Consider the following 21,658-nt stretch of genomic DNA (forward strand, 5'->3'; position numbering starts at 1 on the left):
CGCGAAGAGCCGACGCCCTGACGCGGAACGTATCCGTCCCCCGGGGCCCGGAAAAGAGCCGATGACCGTGCACGAGGACTCTCCGTGCACGGGAAGGGTCACCAGCCGCGTTCGCGCCACTCGGGCAGGGACGGGCGTTCGACGCCGAGCGTGGTGTCCTTGCCGTGGCCCGGATAGACCCAGGTGTCGTCGGGCAGCCGGTCGAAGATCCGCTCCGACACATCCGTGAAAAGCTGGGCGAACCGCTCGGAATCCTTGTTGGTGTTGCCGACCCCGCCGGGGAAGAGCGAGTCGCCGGTGAACAGGTGGCCGGAGTGGTACAGGGCGATCGAACCCGGCGTGTGCCCGCGCAGGTGGATCACGTTCAGGGTGACCGCGCCGACGGTGATCTCGTCGCCGTGTTCGACCTGCAGGTCCACCGGCACCGGCAGAGCCGGGGCGTCGAGCGGATGGGCGATCACCGTGGCGCCGGTCTCCCCGGCGACCTCCTGCAGGGCCTGCCAGTGGTCGCCGTGCTGGTGGGTTGTGACGATCTTGCTGATCGGCTGTTCGCCGATGAGCGCCAGCAGCCGGTCGGCCTCGGCGGCGGCGTCGATGAGCAGGCCGTCGCCGGTCGCGGTGCACCGGAGCAGATAGGCGTTGTTGTCGAACGGGCCGACCGCCAGCTTGGCGATCGTCAGGGCGGGCAGTTCGCGCACGTCGGCGGGGCCGCCGACCTGCACGTCACCTGTGTACGTCACGGATACTCCTCGGGCGGATTGGCGGGAAGGCGAGGGGGCGCGAGCATGACCGGCCGGGGCGGGCGGCGCGGGCAGCGGCCCGTGTCGGCCGCGGCGGGCCGGTTGCCCATGGTCCCCGTGCATCACCCTAAGCCCGGCCGGTGGCCGATGGTCGTTCGGCCGTGCTCCGCGGCGGCGGCGAGCCCTCGGCGAGTTCGCCCGCGAGGCGGAGCCGAGGGGAGCCGGCGTGGCGCTGGGACGGCCGGTGGAGGTGGCTGGTCCGGCCGGGAGCGTGTCCGGGACATCCGCCTTCACACTTCGTGATCCCGTCCAAGGCCGGGTGGCAGGGTGTGTTCAGGCGTCGGCCAGGGCATATCCGGACGTTCAACGCGGGCAGTATGTGACAGTTGTGCCAGGGTGTGGGGGGTGTGCCGGGCATAAACGGCGGTGTTCACGTGGTTGAAACCACGAACGCCCCGTCGCGCTCCGGGGAGGACCGTAGTCTGGAGATGGCGGGGAAATCCTGAGCCCCGACGAGGCTCCGGAAAATGTCGGACCCCATCGCTATCCTTCCCGCGACTGCTTTTGACCCTTCTACATCGACGTCGGGACTGCCGTGGCTGACCGCCTCATCGTGCGTGGCGCACGTGAACACAACCTCAAAGACGTCTCGCTGGACCTGCCGCGAGACTCTCTGATCGTCTTCACCGGACTGTCCGGCTCGGGCAAGTCCAGCCTGGCCTTCGACACTATTTTCGCCGAGGGGCAGCGTCGCTATGTCGAATCGCTGTCGGCCTACGCCAGGCAATTCCTCGGGCAGATGGACAAGCCCGACGTCGACTTCATCGAGGGGCTCTCGCCCGCGGTGTCGATCGACCAGAAGTCGACGAGCCGTAACCCTCGCTCGACCGTCGGCACGATCACCGAGGTCTACGACTACCTCCGCCTGCTCTGGGCGCGCATCGGCAAGCCGCACTGCCCGCAGTGCGGGCGCACGATCGCCAGGCAGAGCCCGGAGCAGATCGTCGACCGGGTGATGGAGCTTCCCGAGGGCACCCGCTTCCAGGTGCTCGCCCCTGTGGTCCGGGGCCGCAAGGGCGAATACGCCGAACTCTTCGGTCAACTGCAGGCCAAGGGCTTCGCGCGGGCCCGCGTCGACGGCACGGTGGTCCGGCTGGACGAGCCGCCGACGCTGAAGAAGCAGGAGAAGCACGACATCGAGGTGATCGTCGACCGGCTCGCGGTGAAGGAGAGCGCGAGCAGTCGCCTCACCGGCTCGGTGGAGACCGCCCTGCAACTGTCGGGCGGCACGATCACGCTGGAGTTCGTCGACCTCCCCGAGGACGACCCGAACCGCGAGCGCTTCTACTCCGAGCACCTCTACTGCCCCTACGACGACCTGTCGTTCGAGGAGCTGGAGCCCCGCTCGTTCTCCTTCAACTCGCCCTTCGGCGCCTGTCCCGAGTGCACGGGTCTGGGCGTCCGGATGGAGGTCGACCCCGACCTGATCGTGCCCGACCCGGAGAAGACCCTGAGCGAGGGCGCGATCTCCCCGTGGGCGGGAGGTCACACCAGCGATTACTTCATCCGCCTCGTCGAGGCACTCGGCCTCGCGATGGGATTCAAGATCGACGCTCCGTGGGAGCGGCTCCCCAAGAAGGCGCAGAACGCGCTGCTGCACGGGCACGACGAGCAGGTCCACGTTCGCTACAGCAACCGCTACGGCCGCCAGCGCTCCTACTACACCACCTTCGAGGGGGCGATCCCCTGGGTGCAGCGCCGTCATTCCGAGTCCGAGAGCGACGGCACGCGCGAGAAATACGAAGGCTACATGCGGGAGATCCCGTGCCCGGCCTGCAAGGGGGCCAGGCTCAAGCCGGTCTCGCTGGCCGTCACGGTGGACGACCGCTCGATCGCGGACGTCTCGGCCATGTCGATCGGTGACTGCGCGGCGTTCCTGTCGAAGCTGAAGCTGTCCGACCGTGACATGCACATCGCCGAGCGGGTGGTCAAGGAGATCAACGCCCGGATGAGCTTCCTGCTCGACGTCGGCCTGGACTACCTGACCATGAACCGCGCCTCGGGCACCCTCGCCGGTGGCGAGGCCCAGCGCATCCGGCTGGCCACCCAGATCGGCTCCGGCCTGGTCGGCGTGCTCTACGTGCTCGACGAGCCGTCCATCGGCCTGCACCAGCGGGACAACCATCGGTTGCTGGAGACCCTGATCAGGCTGCGGGACATGGGCAACACGCTCATCGTGGTCGAGCACGACGAGGACACCATCGCCGCCGCCGACTGGGTGGTGGACATCGGCCCCGGCGCGGGTGAGCACGGGGGCCAGGTCGTCGTCTCCGGCACGGTGGCGGACCTGCTGGCCTCCGAGGACTCACTGACCGGCGCCTACCTGTCCGGCCGAAAGAACATCGTCATCCCCGCCCACCGTCGCAAGCGCGACAAGAAGCGGCAGATCACGGTAAAGGGCGCCCGCGAGCACAACCTCAAGGGCGTTGACGTGGAGTTCCCCCTCGGGGTGTTCACCGCGGTCACCGGCGTGTCCGGATCCGGCAAGTCCACGCTGGTCAACGACATCCTCTACAACGCCCTGGCCAAGGAGCTGAACGGCGCGCGCACCGTTCCCGGCCGCCACTCGCGGGTCAACGGGATGGACCAGGTCGACAAGGTCGTGCACGTGGACCAGTCGCCCATCGGCCGCACGCCCCGCTCGAACCCGGCGACCTACACCGGGGTCTTCGACAAGGTGCGTGATCTGTTCGCGCAGACCACCGAGGCCAAGGTCCGCGGTTACCAGAAGGGCCGGTTCAGCTTCAACATCAAGGGCGGCCGCTGCGAGGCCTGCTCGGGAGACGGCACCCTCAAGATCGAGATGAACTTCCTGCCGGACGTTTACGTGCCGTGTGAGATCTGTCACGGAGCGCGATACAACCGGGAGACCCTGGAGGTCCACTACAAGGGCAAGACGATCTCCGAGGTGCTCGACATGCCGATCGAGGAGGCCCTCGACTTCTTCGACGCGATCCCGGCCATCAAGCGCTTCCTGAAGACGCTCAACGACGTCGGCCTGGGCTACGTCCGGCTCGGCCAGCCCGCCACGACCCTGTCCGGCGGCGAGGCCCAGCGGGTCAAGCTCGCCTCCGAGCTGCAGCGCCGCTCCACCGGCCGGACGATCTACGTGCTGGACGAGCCGACCACCGGCCTGCACTTCGAGGACATCCGGCGGCTGCTGAGCGTGCTCGGCAAGCTCGTGGACGGCGGCAACACGGTCATCGTCATCGAGCACAACCTCGACGTGATCAAGACCGCCGACTGGGTGATCGACATGGGCCCCGAGGGCGGTTCCCGGGGCGGCAGCGTGCTCGCCGTGGGCACGCCCGAGGAGGTCGCCCTGGTCGAGGAGAGTCACACCGGTCGCTTCCTGCGCAAGATTCTCGGCAGCTGAGACCGGATTCGGGACCGGGTTCCCAGGTCAAATACCCTTGACGTGGGAACCCGTCCCCGACGGGGAGACCTTGCGAGAAAAGCTGCGGTGAGCAGCGAAGACGGTTCCGGCCTGCCCGCACGAGGGCATGTGACCGGCGCTGCGGAGGGCCGTGGTGTGCCGAGGGGCGCTCACCGGGTGCGGCGGGCCGGGGGTCCCTGCGTGCGGTGGCGGGCAGCCGGCGCAGACCGGGGCACGGGCACGAGGGCCCGGGGATGCGAGCCCGGTCACCGCCAGGGACAGCGGCCGAAGGCGTAATTCTTCATAGTCACCCAACAAGCCTTGCGACAGGCTGAACCGTCATCGGGGGTTTGGCCGTACTAAATGATGATGAACCTGGGAGGGTGACCATGACAGATACAACACGTCGTGCGGTAATGCTGGGCGCTGGAGGCGTCGGGATGGCCGCTGTGCTGACCGCATGCACGGGCTACGGCGATACGTCCGCGAGCAGTGGGAATGACGGTGCCGCGGCACCTGCGACCTCGGACGCGCCCAAGGCCGACTCGGGCGCGGGAGACGCCGCGGCGGAGGGTTTCGCCAAGACCGGTGACATTCCGGAGGGCGGCGGCAAGATCTTCAAGAGCGAGAAGGTCGTGGTGACCCAGCCGAAGGCCGGGGAGTTCAAGTGCTTCACCTCCGTCTGCACTCACCAGGGATGCGACGTCGAGGCCGTCGAGGGCGGAACGATCAACTGCCCGTGTCACGGCAGCAAGTTCAACATCGCCGACGGCTCCGTGGCGAACGGCCCGGCCAGCAAGCCGCTCGCCGAGAAGCCGATCAAGGTCACCGGCGAGTCGATCAGCCTCGCCTGAGGACGGCCGTGCTACCGCCGCCGGGCTGTGATCCCGGCGGCGGTGCCGTGCGGATCTCGTGAAACGCGGTGCCGTTGGATCTCGTGAAACGAGGAAGGGATCCTGTCGGTGAAGGCCGATAGGCTTGCAGGGTGGCGAGATCTATGGGTGGCCCGGTGGGTTTCCGGCCGAAGTCGGGGTCGATCCCCGAATCGCCCGGTGTCTACCGGTTCAAGGATGCCGATGGCCGGGTCATCTATGTGGGCAAGGCCAAAAGCCTGCGCCAGCGGCTCAACTCCTACTTCGCGGACTTCGCCGGGCTGCATCCCCGCACCCAGACCATGCTCACGACCGCCGCCGCCGTCGACTGGACGGTCGTCGGCACCGAGGTCGAGGCCCTTCAGCTCGAATACTCCTGGATCAAGGAGTACGACCCGCGGTTCAACGTCAAATACCGCGATGACAAGTCCTACCCCTACCTCGCGGTGACCATGGGGGAGGAGTTTCCCCGGGTCCAGGTGCTGCGCGGAGCCAAGCGCAAGGGCACCCGTTACTTCGGCCCCTACTCCCATGCCTGGGCGATCAGGGAGACGGTCGACCTGCTGCTGCGGGTGTTCCCGATCAGGAGCTGCTCGTCGGGGGTGTTCAAGCGGGCCGCGCAGATCGGCCGGCCGTGCCTGCTGGGTTACATCGACAAGTGCTCCGCGCCCTGCGTCAGCCGCGTGACCGCCGAGGAGCACAGGGCGCTGGCCGAGGACTTCAGCGACTTCATGGCGGGCAACACGGGCCGCTTCATCAAGCGGCTGGAGCGCGAGATGCGCGAGGCCGCCGTCGAGCAGGAGTACGAGAAGGCCGCCAGGCTGCGCGACGACCTCCAGGCCCTGCAACGGGCGATGGAGAAGCAGGCCGTGGTGCTGAGCGACAACACCGACTGCGACGTGATCGCGCTGGCGGAGGACCCGCTGGAGGCGGCCGTCCAGGTGTTCTACGTCCGCGGCGGGCGGATCAGGGGCCAGCGCGGATGGGTGGTCGACAAGGTCGAGGAGGCCGGCCCAGGCGAGCTGGTCGAGCATTTCCTGCTGCAGATGTACGGCGACGCGAGCGCCGAGACGCTGCCCAAGGAGGTGCTGGTGCCCGTCCCGCTGCCCGAGGTCGAGGCGGTCACGGAGCTGCTCAGCGAGCACCGCAAGGCACGGGTGGAGATCCGTGTTCCGCAGCGCGGCGACAAGAAGGCGCTGATGGAGACCGTCGAGCGCAATGCCAAGGAATCCCTCAAGCAGCACAAGCTCAAGCGCGCCAGCGACCTGACAGCGCGGAGCAAGGCGCTGCAGGAGGTCGCCGACGCGCTCGAGCTGGACCAGGTGCCGCTCCGCATCGAGTGCTACGACGTCTCCCACATCCAGGGCACCAACGTGGTGGCCTCCATGGTGGTGTTCGAGGACGGCCTGGCCCGTAAGAGCGAATACCGCAGGTTCGCCGTGCGGTCCACCGAGGGCGACGTCGCCTCGATCCACGAGGTGATCTCGCGCCGGTTCAAGCGCTATCTGGAGGAGCGCTCCGCCACCGGGGAGCTCGATGCCGAGGCCGAACCCGGGCTTGACGCCGGATTCGGACCCGAACCCGACGCGGAGGCCGGGCCCAGGCCTGATGCGGAGGCCGGACCGGTGCTTGACGGCGGGCTTGACGCTGAGGCCGGACCGGTGCTTGACGCTGAGGCCGGACCCGGGCCGAACGTCGAGGCCGGACCCAAGGTTGACGTCGAGGTTGGAGCCGAGTTCGACGTCCAGCCGGGCATCGACCCGGAGACCGGCCGGCCACGTAAGTTCGCGTATCCACCCAACCTGGTTGTCGTGGACGGTGGACCCGCGCAGGCGGCGGCGGCTCGGAGGGCACTGGACGAGCTGGGCGTGGACGACGTGGCGGTCTGCGGTCTGGCCAAGCGGCTGGAGGAGGTCTGGCTTCCCGGTGAAGATCTGCCGGTGATCCTCGCCCGGTCCAGCGAGGCCCTTTACCTCCTTCAGCGGGTGCGTGACGAGGCTCATCGCTTCGCCATCACCTACCATCGTTCCAAGCGGTCGAAGAGCGTGAAGGAAAGCGCTCTGGACGAGGTCCCCGGCCTTGGTCCGGCCCGCAGGCAGGCGCTGATCAAGCATTTCGGGTCGGTAAAACGGCTGCGGGAGGCGACCGCGGCGCAGATCTGCGAGGTTCCCGGGATCGGCCCATCGACGGCCGAGACGATCGTGTCGGCCTTGAAAGGGCAGAGCACATGAGCGAAAGAGAGCCTGCGTTCGTCCTCGTCACCGGAATGTCGGGGGCAGGACGGAGCACCGCCGCAAAGGCCCTGGAAGACCTGGGCTGGTTTGTCATCGACAACCTGCCACCGGGTCTGCTGTTCGCCATGGCCGAGGAGGCCGGGCGGGTCAAGCTGGCCGCCGACAAGGTGGCCGCCGTGGTCGACGTGCGCAGCCTGGCCTTCACCACCGACCTCAACGCCGCGATCGAGGAGCTGGAAGGGCGCGGCGTCGCCGTGCGAGTGGTCTTCCTCGAGGCCAGCGACGAGGAGCTGGTCCGCCGGTTCGAGAACGTCCGCCGCCCGCACCCGCTTCAGGGAGACGGCCGCCTGGTCGACGGGATCGCCCGCGAGCGCGGCATCCTGCGCGAGGTCCGGGCGAACGCCGATCTGGTCATCGACACCTCCAACCTCAACGTCCACGAGCTCCGCGGCAAGATCGTCGCCTTCTTCGGCGGCGAGGACCGGCCTGGCCTGCGCGTCAACGTGGTCTCCTTCGGTTACAAGTACGGCCTGCCCGTCGACGCGGACCTGGTCGTCGACTGCCGGTTCCTGCCCAATCCCCACTGGGTTCCCGAACTTCGCCCCATGAACGGTCTCGACGCCCCCGTTCGGGAGTACGTTCTCAACCAAGCGGGTGCAAAGGAGCTCCTCGACGCCTACGACGAGGTGTTCGGCATCATCGCCTCCGGCTACACCCGCGAGGGCAAGAGCTACGCCACGCTCGCCGTCGGCTGCACCGGCGGTAAGCACCGCAGTGTCGCCATGGCCGAGCAGATCGGCGGCCGGCTGCGGGACCGGGGTGGCATGGAGGTGCAGGTGAGTCATCGGGATGTGGGCCGGGAGTGAATGAAGGTCTCAAGATCGTCGCGCTGGGTGGCGGACATGGGTTGTACGTCTCGCTGACCGCGCTTCGGAGGGTCACCTCCCAACTGACGGCGGTGGTCACCGTCGCCGACGACGGGGGATCGAGCGGGCGGCTCCGCCGAGAGCTCGGCGTGTTGCCTCCGGGAGACCTGAGGATGGCCCTGGCCGCGCTCTGCGGTGACGACGAGTGGGGACGGACCTGGAGCGAGGTCGTCCAGCACCGTTTCCGCAGCGAGGGCGACCTGCACGGGCACGCGGTCGGCAACCTGCTGATCGTGGCGCTGTGGGAACGGCTGGGTGACACGGTCGCCGGGCTCGACTGGGTCGGGCGACTGCTCGGCGCCCACGGAAGAGTGCTGCCGATGGCCTCCGTACCGCTCGACATCGCCGCCGAGGTGGAGCTGGACGGCCAGGTGAGCACGGTGCGCGGTCAGGTGGCCTGCGCGCTCACCCCGGGCCGGGTCCAGGCCATCTCGCTGGTCCCCGAAGATCCGCCCGCCTGTCCCGAGGCGGTCCAGGCGGTCCTGGACGCCGACTGGGTGATCTTCGGCCCGGGATCCTGGTTCACCAGCGTGCTGCCCCACCTCAAGGTGCCCGAGCTGGCCGAGGCGCTGCACAGCACCCGCGCGCGCCGCCTGGTGGCACTGAACCTGGCGCCCCAGGCAGGGGAGACGGACGGTTTCTCCCCCCAGAAGCACCTGGAGGTGCTGCGGCAGCACGCCCCCGGCCTGGAGATCGACGTGGTGCTCGCCGACACCGGGGTGGCCGACGACCAGGAAGAACTCGAGAAGGCCGCGGCCGAGCTCGGCGGGCGGCTCGTCGTGGCCTCCGTTGCGGACGAGGACGGTTCGCCGCGACATGATGCACAACGTCTTGCCTCCGTCCTGGACGAGATTTTCCGTGAGAAGCGTTGATCCTGGTCAGCGGTGCTCAGGAGTGCGAGAAACTTCTGTGAGCCTGATTTTTATCTCGGGCCGCATGGGGGTCTGTATGGGGGAGGACGAACGCACATGGCGATGACAGGTGTGGTGAAGGACGAGCTGAGCCGGCTGCCGGTCCTGAAGCCTTGCTGCCGTAAGGCCGAGGTGTCGACACTCCTTCGGTTCGCGAGCGGGTTGCACCTCGTGAGCGGACGGATTGTGATCGAGGCGGAGCTGGACACCAATGTCACGGCCCGGCGGCTCATCAAGGACATCAACGAGGTGTTCGGGCACAAGGCCGAAGTGCTCGTCCTGGCCCCTGCGGGACTGCGCAAGGGGTCGCGTTACCTGGTGCGCGTCTATCGCGACGGGGAGGCGCTGGCACGGCAGACCGGGTTGATCGACAACCACGGACGTCCGGTCCGCGGGCTGCCCCGCCAGGTCGTCGCGGGAGCCACCTGCGATGCCGAGGCCGCGTGGCGTGGGGCTTTCCTGGCGCACGGCTCCCTCACCGAGCCGGGGCGTTCGATGTCGCTGGAGGTCACCTGCCCGGGACCGGAGGCGGCGCTCGCGCTGGTCGGGTCGGCTCGGAGGTTGAAGATCCACGCCAAGGCCCGCGAGGTCCGCGGTGTCGACCGGGTGGTGGTCCGTGACGGCGACGCCATCGGCGCGTTGCTGACCCGGCTGGGCGCCCACGACAGCGTGCTGGCCTGGGAGGAGCGGCGGATGCGCCGTGAGGTGCGGGCGACGGCCAATCGCCTGGCCAACTTCGACGACGCCAACCTGCGCCGTTCGGCTCGTGCCGCGGTCGCCGCGGGTGCCAGGGTCCAGCGAGCCCTGGAGATCCTCGGTGAGGAGGCTCCCGAGCATCTGGTGATCGCCGGTCGTCTCCGGGTGGAGCACAAGCAGGCCTCCCTGGAGGAGCTCGGCCAGCTGGCCGACCCGCCGCTGACCAAGGACGCCATCGCCGGCCGTATACGCCGCCTGCTCGCCATGGCCGACAAGCGCGCCCAGGACATCGGCATCCCCAACACCGAGGCCAACCTCACGGTGGACATGCTGGCGCCGTAGGCGGGAGACCGCAGGCGAAGCCGGTGAACGACGGAGAGCCGGCGCCCCTTCCGGGCGCCGGCTCTCCGCTCGTAGGGGCCACACACCTGGTCGGCCGGTGGTTTGGCCGGAGGGCTACGCCTGCTTCCTCGGGGCGAAGTTGTCCACATACTCGGTCTCGTCCCGCTGCGGGAGGGACGAGACGGCGAGGGCCTGGCGGGCGGACTTGACGCGGCTGTTCACGAAGCCGAAGCCCACGTAGGCGGCGATCACCCAGAACAGGATCCAGACGGGCTGCTCCCTGAGCTGCTGGGGGAAGGGCCCGAGCACCTCGCCGGCGGCCGTGCCGTAGTCGACGCCGGACGCCTGGGCCCAGCGGATGGTGTCTCCGGCGATCTGTCCGAGCACGGCGCCGGCCAGAGAGAAGAAGGCGGCCAGCGGGGGCAGCACCCGGCTCGTGGGCCTGACCGCGATCATGGCGAGCCCGACGAGGACGCCGACGCCGACGGTGGCGTATCCGAGCCCGTAGCCGCTGAAGCCGAGGAAGGCGCCGTAGGCGGCGGCGCCGACGACCATGGCGACGAGACCTGAGAGGACGCCCGGTAAGAGCCTGTTCGTTGAGTGAGGATCGTTGTCCGTCATGGCTGGTCCTTGAGGTAATGGAGGCGTTTACAGTGACGAGTCGGGCACTTTACTTGAATGGTGCGATACCTGTCCGTGGGTTAAGGAAGAACCGACCCGACCCTCCCAGTGGTCTAAACCAATTTGGGTCCGATAAGGTTTGTGGTTGAGGTTTCAGCCTGCTCTCAAGACGCCGGTCCTGTGGACCGGCGCATCGACGTACGAGGAGATCTGCACGTGAGCATCCGCGTAGGCGTCAATGGATTTGGCCGTATCGGCCGTAACTTCTGGCGTGCGGTCGCTGCCAGCGGCAAGGACATCGAGATCGTTGCCGTCAACGACCTGACCGACAACGCCACGCTCGCCCACCTGCTCAAGTACGACAGCATTCTGGGTCGCCTGCCGTACGAGGTGAAGAGCACCGCCGACGAGATCATCGTGGACGGTAAGACGATCAAGGCCTTCGCCGAGCGCGACCCCGCCAAGCTGCCCTGGGGCGACCTGGGAGTGGACGTCGTGGTGGAGTCCACCGGCTTCTTCACCGACGCCAACAAGGCCCGGGCACACGCCGAGAACGGCGCCAAGAAGGTCATCATCTCGGCTCCGGCCAAGAATGAGGACGTCACCATCGTGATGGGCGTCAACCACGACAAGTACGACCCGGCCAATCACACGATCATCTCCAACGCGTCCTGCACCACCAACTGCCTGGCGCCGATGGCCAAGGTCATCAACGACACCTTCGGTATCGAGAAGGGTCTGATGACCACGATCCACGCCTACACGCAGGACCAGAACCTGCAGGACGCCCCGCACGCCGACCTGCGCCGCGCCCGCGCCGCCGCGATCAACATCGTGCCGACCTCGACCGGTGCGGCCAAGGCCATCGGCCTGGTGCTGCCCGAGCTCAAGGGCAAGCTCGACGGCTTCGCGCTGCGCGTGCCGATCCCCACCGGCTCGGCCACCGACCTGACCGTCGAGGTCGGCCGCAACACCACGGTCGAGGAGGTCAACGCCGCGCTCAAGGCCGCGTCCGAGGGCTACCTCAAGGGCTACCTCAGCTACACCGAGGACCCGATCGTCTCCAGTGACATCGTCACCGACCCGTCGTCCTGCATCTTCGACTCCGGTCTCACCAAGGTGATCGACAACCAGGTCAAGGTCATCGGCTGGTACGACAACGAGTGGGGCTACTCCAACCGCCTCGCGGACCTCATCGAGCTGGTCGGCGCCGACCTCTGATGAAGGACATCTCCGAGTTCGACGTGGACGGTCGGCGCGTTCTCGTGCGCGCCGACCTCAACGTCCCCCTCGAAGGGGACGTCATCACCGACGACGGCCGGATCCGCGCCTCGGTGCCGGCGATCGAAGAACTTGTCGGCAAGGGCGCGCGGGTGATCGTCGTGGCGCACCTGGGACGCCCCAAGGGGCAGCCGAACCCGAAGTACTCCCTCGCTCCCGTCGCCAAGCGGCTGGGTGAGCTCCTGGGCGCCGATGTCGCCTTCGCGACCGATGTCATCGGGGAATCGGCGCAGGCCGTCGTGGAGGCCCTGCAGGGCGGCCAGGTGGCACTGCTGGAGAACCTTCGCTTCGAGCCGGGCGAGGAGTCCAAGGACGACGCCGAGCGTGCGGAGTTCGCGGCGAAACTGGCCGCCTTCGGCGACGTCTACGTCGGCGACGGCTTCGGTGCGGTGCACCGCAAGCACGCCAGCGTCTACGACGTGCCGAAGCTCCTGCCGCACGCGGCGGGCCCGCTGGTCCTGGCCGAGGTCACGGTGCTGAAGAAGCTGACCGAGGATCCCCCCAGGCCGTACGTCGTGGTGCTGGGCGGCGCCAAGGTCTCCGACAAGCTCGGCGTCATCGGCAACCTGCTCACCAAGGTCGACCGCCTCCTCATCGGCGGCGGCATGGCCTACACCTTCCTCAAGGCACAGGGCTACGAGGTCGGCAAGTCATTGCTCCAGGAAGACCAGCTCGACCAGGTGCGCGGCTTCCTCTCCGAGGCGGCCAAGCGCGGCGTGGAGCTCGTTCTGCCGGTCGACGTGCTGGCGGCCACGCACTTCGCCGAGGACGCCGAGTACGAGGTGGTCGACGCCACCGCGATCCCGGCCGACAGGGAGGGCCTCGACATCGGCCCGCGGACCCGCGAGCTGTTCGCGAGCAGGCTGGCCGACGCCAAGACCGTGTTCTGGAACGGCCCGATGGGCGTCTTCGAATTCGAGGCGTTCTCCGGCGGAACACGCGCGGTCGCCGAGGCGTTGATCCGGTCGGAGGCGTTCACGGTCGTCGGCGGGGGAGACTCCGCCGCCGCGGTGCGACGGCTCGGTCTGCCCGAGGACGGGTTCTCCCACATCTCCACCGGTGGCGGGGCCAGTCTGGAATACCTGGAGGGCAAGACCCTGCCCGGACTCGTCGCCTTGGAGGAATAGGTGCGCAAGCCGCTCATAGCCGGTAACTGGAAGATGAACCTCAACCACCTTGAGGCCATCGCCACCACCCAGAAACTGGCGTTCGGACTGAACGACAAGGACTTCGACAGGGTCGAGGTGGCGGTGCTCCCGCCGTTCACGGATCTGCGCAGCGTGCAGACCCTGGTGGACGGCGACAAGCTGCGAATCGAGTACGGCGGGCAGGACCTGTCACCGTACGACGGCGGCGCCTACACCGGAGACATCTCCGGGACGATGCTCGCCAAGCTCGGCTGCACCTTCGTCCTGGCCGGGCACTCGGAGCGGCGGCAGTACCACCACGAAGACGACGATCTCGTCAACGCGAAGGTGCAGGCCGCCTACCGTAACTCGCTCACGCCGATCCTGTGCGTGGGGGAGGGACTGGCGATCCGTCAGGCCGGTGGCCAGGTGGCCCACGCCGTCTCGCAGCTCGACGGGGCGCTCCGTAAGGTCACGGCCGAGCAGGCCGCGTCCATCGTGCTCGCCTATGAGCCGGTCTGGGCGATCGGTACCGGCGAGGTGGCCACTCCGGCCGACGCGCAGGAGGTCTGCGGAGCATTGCGTGTCCGACTCGCCGAGCTGTATGACAGCGAGGTGGCCGCCGCTGTCCGTATCCTTTACGGTGGGTCGGTCAAGTCTGACAACATCGCAGGCATCATGGCTCAGACTGATGTCGACGGTGCTCTGGTCGGTGGCGCGAGCCTCGACCCGGGAGAGTTCGTCAAGATCTGTCGTTTTGGCGAAATGTCTGCCTGAGTCGGCTATTCGGGGGGTGTGACTTGACAACAGGTCATACCCTCGTAGAGCAAGTTTGAATCGTCACGCCGTAGGCGTCATAACAAGGGTCGCGCCCGGACGCGGGCCGCGCGAAATAGGGAACAGGTCAACCGTGACAATCGGAATTTCCATCGCCCTCATGTTGTCGAGCTTGCTGATGATGCTGCTCGTCCTGCTCCACAAGGGCAAGGGCGGCGGTCTGTCGGACCTCTTCGGTGGCGGTTTCTCGTCGTCGTTCGGAGGCTCCTCCGTCGTGGAGCGCAACCTCGACCGACTCACGATCATCACCGGTGTGGTCTGGTTTGTCTGCATCATCGCGCTGGGCCTGCTCCTGAGGCCCTGACCCGGCTTCAACAGGCGTGACAGTGGTTCAGCCCCCCGCATCCATCCTGAGCGGCGGGGCCATCGAGCAAGGAGTTCATCCGTGGGTAGTGGCAACGCGATCCGTGGCAGCCGTGTCGGCGCCGGCCCTATGGGGGAGGCGGAGCGCGGCGAGGCGGCTCCCCGTGTAAGGGTCCCCTTCTGGTGCGCGAACATGCACGAGACGCGCCCCAGTTTCGCCAGTGACGCGGCCGTCCCGGAATTCTGGGACTGCCCCCGGTGTGGTCTCCCTGCCGGTCAGGACGAGGCCAATCCACCCGCGCCGCCGCGCAACGAGCCGTACAAGACGCACCTCGCCTATGTGAAGGAGCGTCGTAGCGACAAGGACGGCGCGCAGATTCTGGCTGAGGCACTGGAGCGCCTGCGCTCCTCCTCGCGCCCGATCTACTAGGTACGGCCACGTCACAGGGGCCCTCGTGGAACTCGTCCACGGGGGCCTTCCGTATGTCCGTGTCCGGTCTGTCGTGATCGATCCTGGGCGACGGCGGCGTGTTCCGCCGAGGCCGGCCTCAGGTGTCGGCGATGCCGCGGCGGTAGGCGTAGGTGACCGCCTGGGCGCGGTCGCGGACCCCGATCTTGGCGAAGAGATTGTTGATGTGGGTCTTGACCGTGGCCTCGCTGATGAACAGGCCGGCGGAGATCTCGGCGTTGGAGTCGCCCCGGGCGATGAGACGCAGGACCTCGGTCTCGCGCCGGGTCAGCCCGTCGGGCAGCTCGCCCTCCGGCCGCCCCGGATCCCTGCCCCGACCGGGTGAGGCCGGCGGGATCATGGTCTCGAGGAGACGGCGCTGGACCGTGGGGTCGAGCTGGGCGTCGCCTCTCATCACGGTGGCGATGGCCCGGGAGATCTCCTCCGCGCCGGCGCTCTTGGTGAGGAACCCCCTGGCCCCGGCCTGCAGAGCGGCGAACACCGACTCGTCGTCGGAGTAGGTGGTCAGGACGACGACCTGGGTGCCCGGATACGCGGCGCGGATCCGCCTGGTGGCCTCGACGCCGTCCATCCTGGGCATCCGCAGGTCCATCAGGACCACGTCCGGCCGCTCGGCCTCGATCAGCCGCAGAGCGGCTTCGCCGTCGCCCGCCGAGCCGACCACCTCGATGCCCGGCAGCAGCCCGAGCAGCAGCGTGAGCCCCTCGCGCACGACCGTCTGGTCGTCGACCACGAGCACCCGGGCGGTCATACGGGCCACCCCGCCGCGGTCCGGCCGCCGGCCATGACGGTACCTTCCCCGCGTGCCGGGTCAACCGTCACGGGCAGTCTCAGTCGGACCCGGAACCCTCCGTCCGCGTCTCCGGCCTCCAGGACCCCGCCGAGCAACTCGGCCCGCTCCGCCATTCCCACGAGTCCGTATCCTCCGCCCGGCGTCCCGGGGCCGTCACCGGCGGGGTTGGTCACCTCCAGCTCGCACGCTCCTTCTTCGAAGCTCAGCCGTACGGAGGCGGCCGCTCCCGGGGCGTGGCGGCCGACGTTGGTGAGGGCCTCCTGCGCGGTACGGATCATCGTCAGCTCGGCCTTGGGGGTCAGGCGGCGTTCGGGGCCCGTCACGGTGAGCGCGCACGCCCGGCCGTTCGTGGAGCGGAACTCCTCGGCCAGCGTCCTGAGCGCCACGGGCAGTGGCGGGCTGTCCTCGCGCAGCGCGGACACGGCCCTGCGGACTTCCTCCAGGCCGGTCTTGGCCAGGTCCCTGGCGCGTTCGACCCGGTCCAGAGCCTCCTCGGAGCGGTCGGCCTGGAGCAGCAGGCGCGCGCCCTCCAGGTGAACGATCTGCGCGGACAGGGAGTGGGCCAGGATGTCGTGGATCTCCCTGGCGATCCGTGCCCGCTCGGCGAGCACGGCCTCCTTCTCCTCGGCGTTCCTGACCGCTCTGCGCTGCCGGACCGAGTAGAGGACCAGGAAGACCATGCAGACGCTGAAGCCGAGGCTGAGCTCCTGATCCCAGCGGCGGTCGGCCACGCCGACCAGCAGCAGACCGGCCAGGGAGAGCAATCCCACCGGCAGCGCGCGGACCAGTGAATATCTGAGGGCCGCCGTGCCGATGGCGACGAGCATGGCGACGATGGCGGGACTGCCCTCGGGGGAGACGGCGAGGAGCCCGACCGAGGCCAGCACGGCGACGCCGAGCCTGACCGGGATCCCCAGGAACGTGACCGGGGGCCGCACCTCGGACGTTCTGAGCAGTGGCGCGACGGCCAGGGATCCGACGGTGATCACGCTCAGCCCCGCGATGAGGAGTCGATGCCTGATCGGGGTCGAGCCGGCCCCCTGCGTGACCTGGGCTGCCACGAATACCGTGATGACCGCGAGGCGCACGGCGACCTGGACGATCGCGTCTTTTCTGCGAATCGCGGTCATGTCAGAAAGATACCGAGAAGGCGGGGCGCCTTCCGCCCCGGGCCGTTCTCCGTACGGCGAGGCCGGGGCGGGACGGGTGGCGGACGGCGGCCGTGAGGGGGCGTGGCGGTACGGGGACGGAGACCTGAGTCGCGATCACGCGCCGACCGGGGTGACGGGGGAGGGGGCGAGCGGCAGGGCGTGGGCACGCCGGGCGACGAAGAGGGACTGGGTGCCGATGGTCAGACCGACGAAGACCAGGAGGGCGGTGGGGGTGAAGGCGAGGTCGACGCCGAGGAGGGGGCCGACGCCGAGCAGGGCGAAGCGGGTGGCGAGCGAGGCCAGCCAGCCCACCAGGGTCCAGCCGGTGGCCCTGGACCACGGCACTCCCGTCTCGTCCCGCCAGACCCGTACGGTCGCGGCGCGGACGATGCCGAAGCCCACGGCCAGCGCGGCCTCCACGACCAGCAGCGTCACGCTGAGGGCCGGATTGTGCGGGTCGACGAGGCCCCCGGAGAGCAGGCCGATCGCGATCATGGCTATGGCGGTGTAGCGGAGGCCGTATCCGGTGGCGATCCGGGTCTTCATCTGGCGGTAGAGAACGAAGGCGGTCAGGACGATGGCGAGGGCTGCGGTCTGTATCGGGTCCATGCGTCAGACGGTAGAAAAACGCGGGTCGGAGCGGATCGGCGCGGCGGTGGAGATTCGCTTCTCCACCCCCGGATGGAGTTCGCGGGTGGGGACCGCGCTTTCAGGGCGTCCGGCTCCGTCCGGCGAGTGGTCAGGGGCGGCCGATCCCGGTCATCAGGTTTCTGACGAGAGCTTCGGCGAACTCGTCGGTCAGCGGCTGGTCGGGGATGAGGAGCCGGTGGTAGCAGGCGCCCCAGAGCTGGTCGACGATCACTTCGAGGTCGAGGTCCTCGCGTAGCTCGCCGCGCTGCCTGGCCCGCTCCAGGATCTCGACGGCGAGCGCTCTGCGCGGGGCCGAGTAACGCTCGCGGAAGGCGGCCATGAGCTCGGGGTCGGTCTGACCCTGTCCGACGAGTTCGGGCATGACGCGCCCGGCCTGGGTATGACTCATAAGGTGGACGAAGGCCCGCAGTTGCGCGGTGAGGTCGGCGGCGATGTCACCGGTGTCGGGGAACGCCAGGGTGGGGCCGACGACGCTGAAGTAGCCGTCGAGCGCCAGCGCGCCCTTGGACGGCCACCACTTGTGGAGCGTCACCCTGCTCGCGCCCGCGAGAGCCGCGACCTTCTCGATGGTGAAGGCGGCCATTCCCTCCGCGAGTAGAAGCTCCCCGGCCGCTCGCAGGACCTCCCGGCGCACCTCGTCGGCCGGGCGGCGTCCACGCCCGCGGCGGACCGGCTCCGTGGGCTGGGTCACCGTCTACCTCCAGAATTTATATGGACACTGTGTTCATATTCGTGTATATGTACATAGGGTACACATATTTGCGAAGGAGCACCTCATCATGAGCACCACAACAGCTCGCGTCGCCATCGTCACCGGAGGTTCGCGCGGGATCGGACGCCAGGTCGTGAGGCGGCTCGCCGACGACGGATACGCCGTCGTGGTCAACTACGCGAGCAACGACGCCGAGGGCAGGGCGGCCGCCGAGGAGGTCATCGCCAAGGGCGGGCAGGCGCTCGCCATCCGGGCCGACGTCAGCGACGAGGCGGCGATCTCCGCGCTCTTCGACGCCACCGAGGAGGCCTTCGGCGGCGTCGACGTCGTCGTCAACGCGGCCGGGGTCATGATCCCGGGCACCCCGCTCGTCGATCTCGACCTGAACGTGCTGGACCGCGTGATGCGGGTCAACATGCGCGGGGCCTTCGTCGTGGCCCAGCAGGCCGCCCGCCGCCTGCGCCGGGGAGGCGCCCTGATCACCTTCTCGACCTCGGTCACAAAGCTGGCCCACCCCGGCTACACCGCCTACAACGCATCCAAAAGCGCCGTCGAGGGAATGACCCTCATCCTGGCCCGCGAGCTGCGCGGCAGGGACGTCACGGTCAACACCGTCGCACCCGGGCCCACCGCCACCGACCTCTTCCTGGGGGCCAACACCGAGGAGGCCATCGCCAGGCTGGCGGCCCAGCCGCCGCTGGAGCGATTGGGTCAGCCCGAGGACATCGCAGAGGTCGTGGCCTTCCTCGCGGGTCCGGCCCGCTGGGTCAACGGACAGGTGCTGTACCCCAACGGCGGAATCATCTGAGGGCCGGACATGAACAAGATCATTCTCATTACCGGTGCGTCCAGCGGGTTCGGCGCGCTCACCGCGCGCGCCCTGTCCGACGCCGGGCACACCGTCTACGCGAGCATGCGCCAGACCGAGGGCCGTGGTGCGCCCCACGTCGCCGAGGTGGCCGCCTACGCCGCCGAGCACGGCACCGACCTGCGCGCGATCGAGCTGAACGTCCTGTCCCAGGAGTCGGCGGACGCCGCGGTCGCCGCGATCATCGCGGAGCACGGACGCATCGACGTGATCGTGCACAACGCCGGGCACATGGTGCTCGGTCCCACGGAGGCCTTCACCCCCGAGGAGATCGCCCACGTCTACGACGTCAACGTGCTGGGCACCCAGCGGGTCAACAGGGCCGCACTGCCACACCTGCGGGCCAGGGGACACGGCCTGCTGGTATGGAACTCCAGCTCCAGCGCCAGGGGTGGCACCCCGCCCTACCTCGGGCCCTACTTCGCGGCCAAGGCCGCGATGGACTCGCTCGCGGTCGGTTACGCCGCGGAGCTGGCCCGTTTCGGCATCGAGACCTCCATCGTCGTGCCCGGCGCGTTCACCTCGGGGACCAACCACTTCGCACACGCCGGGCACCCGGCGGACAAGGAGACGGCCGAGGCCTACGAGGAGCACTACGCGGGACTGCTCGACCAGGTGGGACAGAGCCTGGCCGCGCTCTCCCCGCCTGACGCCGACGTCTCGGAGGTGGCCGAGGAGATCGTGCGGATCGTGGACCTGCCCCATGGCAAGAGGCCGTTCCGCGTCCACATCGACCCGGCCGACGACGGCGCCGAGGTGGTCAACGCCGTCGGCGACCGGATCCGCGCCGAGTTCTACCGCAGGATCGGGATGGAGGATCTGCTCAGCCCCCGGTAGGAGACGGCGGGCGCCCGGCCGGGCGCCCGCCGGTCGGCTCCGGCCGTTGATCGATGCCGCCCGATCCGCGGTGGTCGGATCGATGCCGCCCGACCCATGATGATCGGGCGGGGTCGGACGGACGTCGGCATAGCCTGGATCTCCGCGTTACGTGTATCGGTTACCTGTATAAGGTATTTCTTACTCATGCCAGCAAAAAGCTCCGCGGATCCCGAGAGCCGTTCGTTCACGGCCTCGGCCCGTCGCGCCCAGATCGTGGCGGCCACGATCGAGACGATCGCCGAACTCGGCTACCGGCAGGCGTCGTTCGCGCGGATCGCGGAGCGGGCGGGGCTGTCCAGCACACGGCTGATCTCGTACCACTTCGCCGGAAAGAACGATCTGATACGTGCGGTGCTCGCCGACGTGTATGCCACGATGGGCCGGTTCATGGCGGAGCGCATGCGGGATCAACCGGATGCGGGGAGTGCCCTGCGCGCCTACATCCGGGCGCTGGTCGAGTTCATCTCGGCCCACGGGGTGCAGATGCAGGTGTTGATGGCGATCTTCCTCGACTTCCGCGACCAGGACGACAGCCGCTCCTACGACTCGGACACCGAGCGCGACGTGCTCAGCCACGTGCAGGACATCCTGCGAGCCGGACAGCGCAGCGGCGAGTTCCGCGATTTCGACACCTATGTGATGGCCACGACCATCCAGCGGGCCGTCGACGCGCTGCCCTTCCTGCTGCAGACCCGCTCGGACCTCGATCTTGCCGCCTACGGTGAAGAACTCGTGACCCTGTTCGACCTCGCCACCCGGAAGCACGCGTAAGCGGCGGTCACGGGCCTGTCCGGGGAGTCCGCCGGATGACCTGAGGCGCCTGGCCGGGGTGAAAGTTTCAGGGTCCGCGGCTCGGGGCGTCGACGGTATCGCGGGCCGACGTGCGGGGGCAGGCGTCTGCCCGGAGCGGGCGGAGCGGAGAGGGTTGGCGCTGGCAAGCGCTCTCCGTACGATGCGGTCAGTCCACTACATGCATCGTAATTCCATGTTAAGAAACATGGTAGGGCGACGTTACCGAACATCACAGGGCCGATGGTGCTCGCGGGTCCCGGTTCGACCGCCGCTGCGCCCGGCAGCCGGCACGCCCCCGCCCGGCGGCGGCGGTAGGGCGCTCGGCCTGGTGAACCGCGCTGCGCGCACCTCCGGCCACGGAGCCGGCCGGACGGCCTCCGCCGGTGGTCCCGTCTGGCCACGAGCCGACCCGGCCTGTCTTCCACCGGCCCGGTCCCGTCTGGCCACGAGCTGAGTCCGGCCCGCCTCTCTCCGAGCCGGGGAACGGTATACCAAGTCAAGATCAGGATGTGATGACATGAAACGTCCGGCCCGAGGACTGATCATGGCGTGCGTGCTCGCCGTCGCCACACTGGGAACCCTGCGACCCGCGGCCGCGGGTCCTTCGGCGGACGCGGCCGTCGCTCAAGACTCCGGTGGTCCGGCGTCACGGCGGCTACTACTACCTGTTCGTCTCCTTCGACCTGTGCTACAGGGGCGCTCAGAGCACCTACCGCACCATGGTCGGCCGTTCGGCGTCGATCACGGGCCCCTTTGCCGACCGGAACGGGACCCGGATGACATCGGGCGGGGGCACAGAGATCCTCGCGGGCCACGGCGGCATCCATGGCCCCGGACACAACGCCGTACTGTCCGATTCCGATGGCGACGTCCTCGTCTATCACTACTACGCGGACAACGGCTCAGCCCGGCTCGGCATCAACCTGCTCGGCTGGGACTCCAGCGGCTGGCCGTACGTCTACTGAGAACCGACACGACGATCGTCGGCCTCGTGGCCGCCGAGGCGCGGGCCGGCGC

General features: G+C 68.6%; 21 protein-coding genes. 15 read left to right on the forward strand and 6 right to left on the reverse strand.

Annotated elements, in window-relative coordinates:
• Positions 1–98: 98 nt before the first annotated feature.
• The gene (locus tag DKM19_RS14580; protein ID WP_110696156.1) at positions 99–740 is read right to left on the reverse strand and encodes an MBL fold metallo-hydrolase; all 642 of its coding nucleotides are present in this window, start codon (positions 738–740) and stop codon (positions 99–101) included.
• A gap of 595 nt (positions 741–1,335) precedes the next feature.
• On the opposite strand from DKM19_RS14580, the gene uvrA reads away from it, so the two are divergent.
• From uvrA to whiA, 6 genes are all read left to right on the forward strand, one after another.
• Entirely contained in the window at positions 1,336–4,176 is a 2,841-nt protein-coding gene (uvrA, locus tag DKM19_RS14585; RefSeq protein WP_110696157.1) for an excinuclease ABC subunit UvrA, read from the forward strand.
• 440 nt (positions 4,177–4,616) lie between these two features.
• A complete protein-coding gene (locus DKM19_RS14590) occupies positions 4,617–5,030 on the forward strand; it encodes a Rieske (2Fe-2S) protein (RefSeq protein WP_239514256.1) in 414 nt (137 codons plus the stop codon).
• Between the two features lie 143 nt (positions 5,031–5,173).
• The gene (gene uvrC / locus DKM19_RS14595) at positions 5,174–7,279 is read left to right on the forward strand and encodes an excinuclease ABC subunit UvrC (protein ID WP_110696158.1); all 2,106 of its coding nucleotides are present in this window, start codon (positions 5,174–5,176) and stop codon (positions 7,277–7,279) included.
• Positions 7,276–8,148 carry an RNase adapter RapZ gene (rapZ, locus tag DKM19_RS14600; RefSeq protein ID WP_089212701.1) on the forward strand — a complete coding sequence of 291 codons (873 nt, stop codon included), beginning with the start codon at positions 7,276–7,278 and terminating at the stop codon, positions 8,146–8,148. Before uvrC ends, rapZ begins: the two co-directional genes overlap by 4 nt.
• A 14-nt stretch (positions 8,149–8,162) precedes the next feature.
• Positions 8,163–9,080, forward strand: coding sequence for a uridine diphosphate-N-acetylglucosamine-binding protein YvcK (gene yvcK / locus DKM19_RS14605; RefSeq protein WP_110705719.1), 918 nt, complete (start codon positions 8,163–8,165; stop codon positions 9,078–9,080).
• Between the two features lie 96 nt (positions 9,081–9,176).
• On the forward strand, positions 9,177–10,157 hold the full coding sequence (gene whiA / locus DKM19_RS14610; RefSeq protein WP_089212700.1) for a DNA-binding protein WhiA: 981 nt from the start codon (positions 9,177–9,179) through the stop codon (positions 10,155–10,157).
• Positions 10,158–10,271: 114 nt separating this feature from the next.
• Here whiA and DKM19_RS14615 read toward each other — a convergent pair whose 3' ends face one another.
• Positions 10,272–10,778 (reverse strand): hypothetical protein, encoded by a 507-nt coding sequence (locus tag DKM19_RS14615; RefSeq protein WP_110696159.1) that lies wholly within the window; start codon positions 10,776–10,778, stop codon positions 10,272–10,274.
• Between the two features lie 216 nt (positions 10,779–10,994).
• Here DKM19_RS14615 and gap point away from each other — a divergent pair, with 216 nt between their 5' ends.
• The 5 genes from gap to DKM19_RS14640 all read left to right on the forward strand — a co-directional run bounded on the left by gap (position 10,995) and on the right by DKM19_RS14640 (position 14,756).
• Positions 10,995–11,999 carry a type I glyceraldehyde-3-phosphate dehydrogenase gene (gap, locus tag DKM19_RS14620; RefSeq protein WP_110705720.1) on the forward strand — a complete coding sequence of 335 codons (1,005 nt, stop codon included), beginning with the start codon at positions 10,995–10,997 and terminating at the stop codon, positions 11,997–11,999.
• Positions 11,999–13,186, forward strand: a complete 1,188-nt coding sequence (gene pgk / locus DKM19_RS14625) for a phosphoglycerate kinase (RefSeq protein ID WP_110696160.1) — start codon at positions 11,999–12,001, stop codon at positions 13,184–13,186. The genes gap and pgk overlap by 1 nt, the downstream gene beginning before the upstream one ends.
• Positions 13,187–13,963 carry a triose-phosphate isomerase gene (gene tpiA / locus DKM19_RS14630; RefSeq protein ID WP_275937241.1) on the forward strand — a complete coding sequence of 259 codons (777 nt, stop codon included), beginning with the start codon at positions 13,187–13,189 and terminating at the stop codon, positions 13,961–13,963.
• Between the two features lie 133 nt (positions 13,964–14,096).
• Complete coding sequence (gene secG, locus DKM19_RS14635; protein ID WP_089212697.1) at positions 14,097–14,327, forward strand: preprotein translocase subunit SecG; 231 nt, start codon at positions 14,097–14,099, stop codon at positions 14,325–14,327.
• 81 nt (positions 14,328–14,408) lie between these two features.
• Entirely contained in the window at positions 14,409–14,756 is a 348-nt protein-coding gene (locus DKM19_RS14640; protein ID WP_012892502.1) for an RNA polymerase-binding protein RbpA, read from the forward strand.
• Between the two features lie 118 nt (positions 14,757–14,874).
• Here DKM19_RS14640 and DKM19_RS14645 read toward each other — a convergent pair whose 3' ends face one another.
• The 4 genes from DKM19_RS14645 to DKM19_RS14660 all read right to left on the reverse strand — a co-directional run bounded on the left by DKM19_RS14645 (position 14,875) and on the right by DKM19_RS14660 (position 18,081).
• The gene (locus DKM19_RS14645) at positions 14,875–15,546 is read right to left on the reverse strand and encodes a response regulator transcription factor (protein ID WP_110705721.1); all 672 of its coding nucleotides are present in this window, start codon (positions 15,544–15,546) and stop codon (positions 14,875–14,877) included.
• Positions 15,543–16,718 (reverse strand): sensor histidine kinase, encoded by a 1,176-nt coding sequence (locus DKM19_RS14650; RefSeq protein WP_110696161.1) that lies wholly within the window; start codon positions 16,716–16,718, stop codon positions 15,543–15,545. The genes DKM19_RS14645 and DKM19_RS14650 overlap by 4 nt, the downstream gene beginning before the upstream one ends.
• Before the next feature lie 135 nt (positions 16,719–16,853).
• Positions 16,854–17,348, reverse strand: a complete 495-nt coding sequence (locus DKM19_RS14655; RefSeq protein ID WP_110696162.1) for a hypothetical protein — start codon at positions 17,346–17,348, stop codon at positions 16,854–16,856.
• Between the two features lie 130 nt (positions 17,349–17,478).
• Complete coding sequence (locus DKM19_RS14660; protein ID WP_110696163.1) at positions 17,479–18,081, reverse strand: TetR-like C-terminal domain-containing protein; 603 nt, start codon at positions 18,079–18,081, stop codon at positions 17,479–17,481.
• Positions 18,082–18,169: 88 nt separating this feature from the next.
• Here DKM19_RS14660 and DKM19_RS14665 point away from each other — a divergent pair, with 88 nt between their 5' ends.
• From DKM19_RS14665 to DKM19_RS14680, 4 genes are all read left to right on the forward strand, one after another.
• Positions 18,170–18,910 (forward strand): SDR family oxidoreductase, encoded by a 741-nt coding sequence (locus DKM19_RS14665; protein ID WP_110696164.1) that lies wholly within the window; start codon positions 18,170–18,172, stop codon positions 18,908–18,910.
• Positions 18,911–18,919: 9 nt separating this feature from the next.
• On the forward strand, positions 18,920–19,807 hold the full coding sequence (locus DKM19_RS14670; RefSeq protein WP_110696165.1) for an SDR family oxidoreductase: 888 nt from the start codon (positions 18,920–18,922) through the stop codon (positions 19,805–19,807).
• Positions 19,808–19,993: 186 nt separating this feature from the next.
• Positions 19,994–20,620 (forward strand): TetR/AcrR family transcriptional regulator, encoded by a 627-nt coding sequence (locus tag DKM19_RS14675; RefSeq protein ID WP_204358802.1) that lies wholly within the window; start codon positions 19,994–19,996, stop codon positions 20,618–20,620.
• A gap of 656 nt (positions 20,621–21,276) precedes the next feature.
• The gene (locus tag DKM19_RS14680; RefSeq protein WP_110696166.1) at positions 21,277–21,606 is read left to right on the forward strand and encodes a family 43 glycosylhydrolase; all 330 of its coding nucleotides are present in this window, start codon (positions 21,277–21,279) and stop codon (positions 21,604–21,606) included.
• Positions 21,607–21,658 lie beyond the last annotated feature (52 nt).

It is taken from the genome of Streptosporangium sp. 'caverna' (genome assembly GCF_003203775.1).
In the GTDB taxonomy this organism is placed as follows: Bacteria; Actinomycetota; Actinomycetes; order Streptosporangiales; family Streptosporangiaceae; genus Streptosporangium; species Streptosporangium subroseum.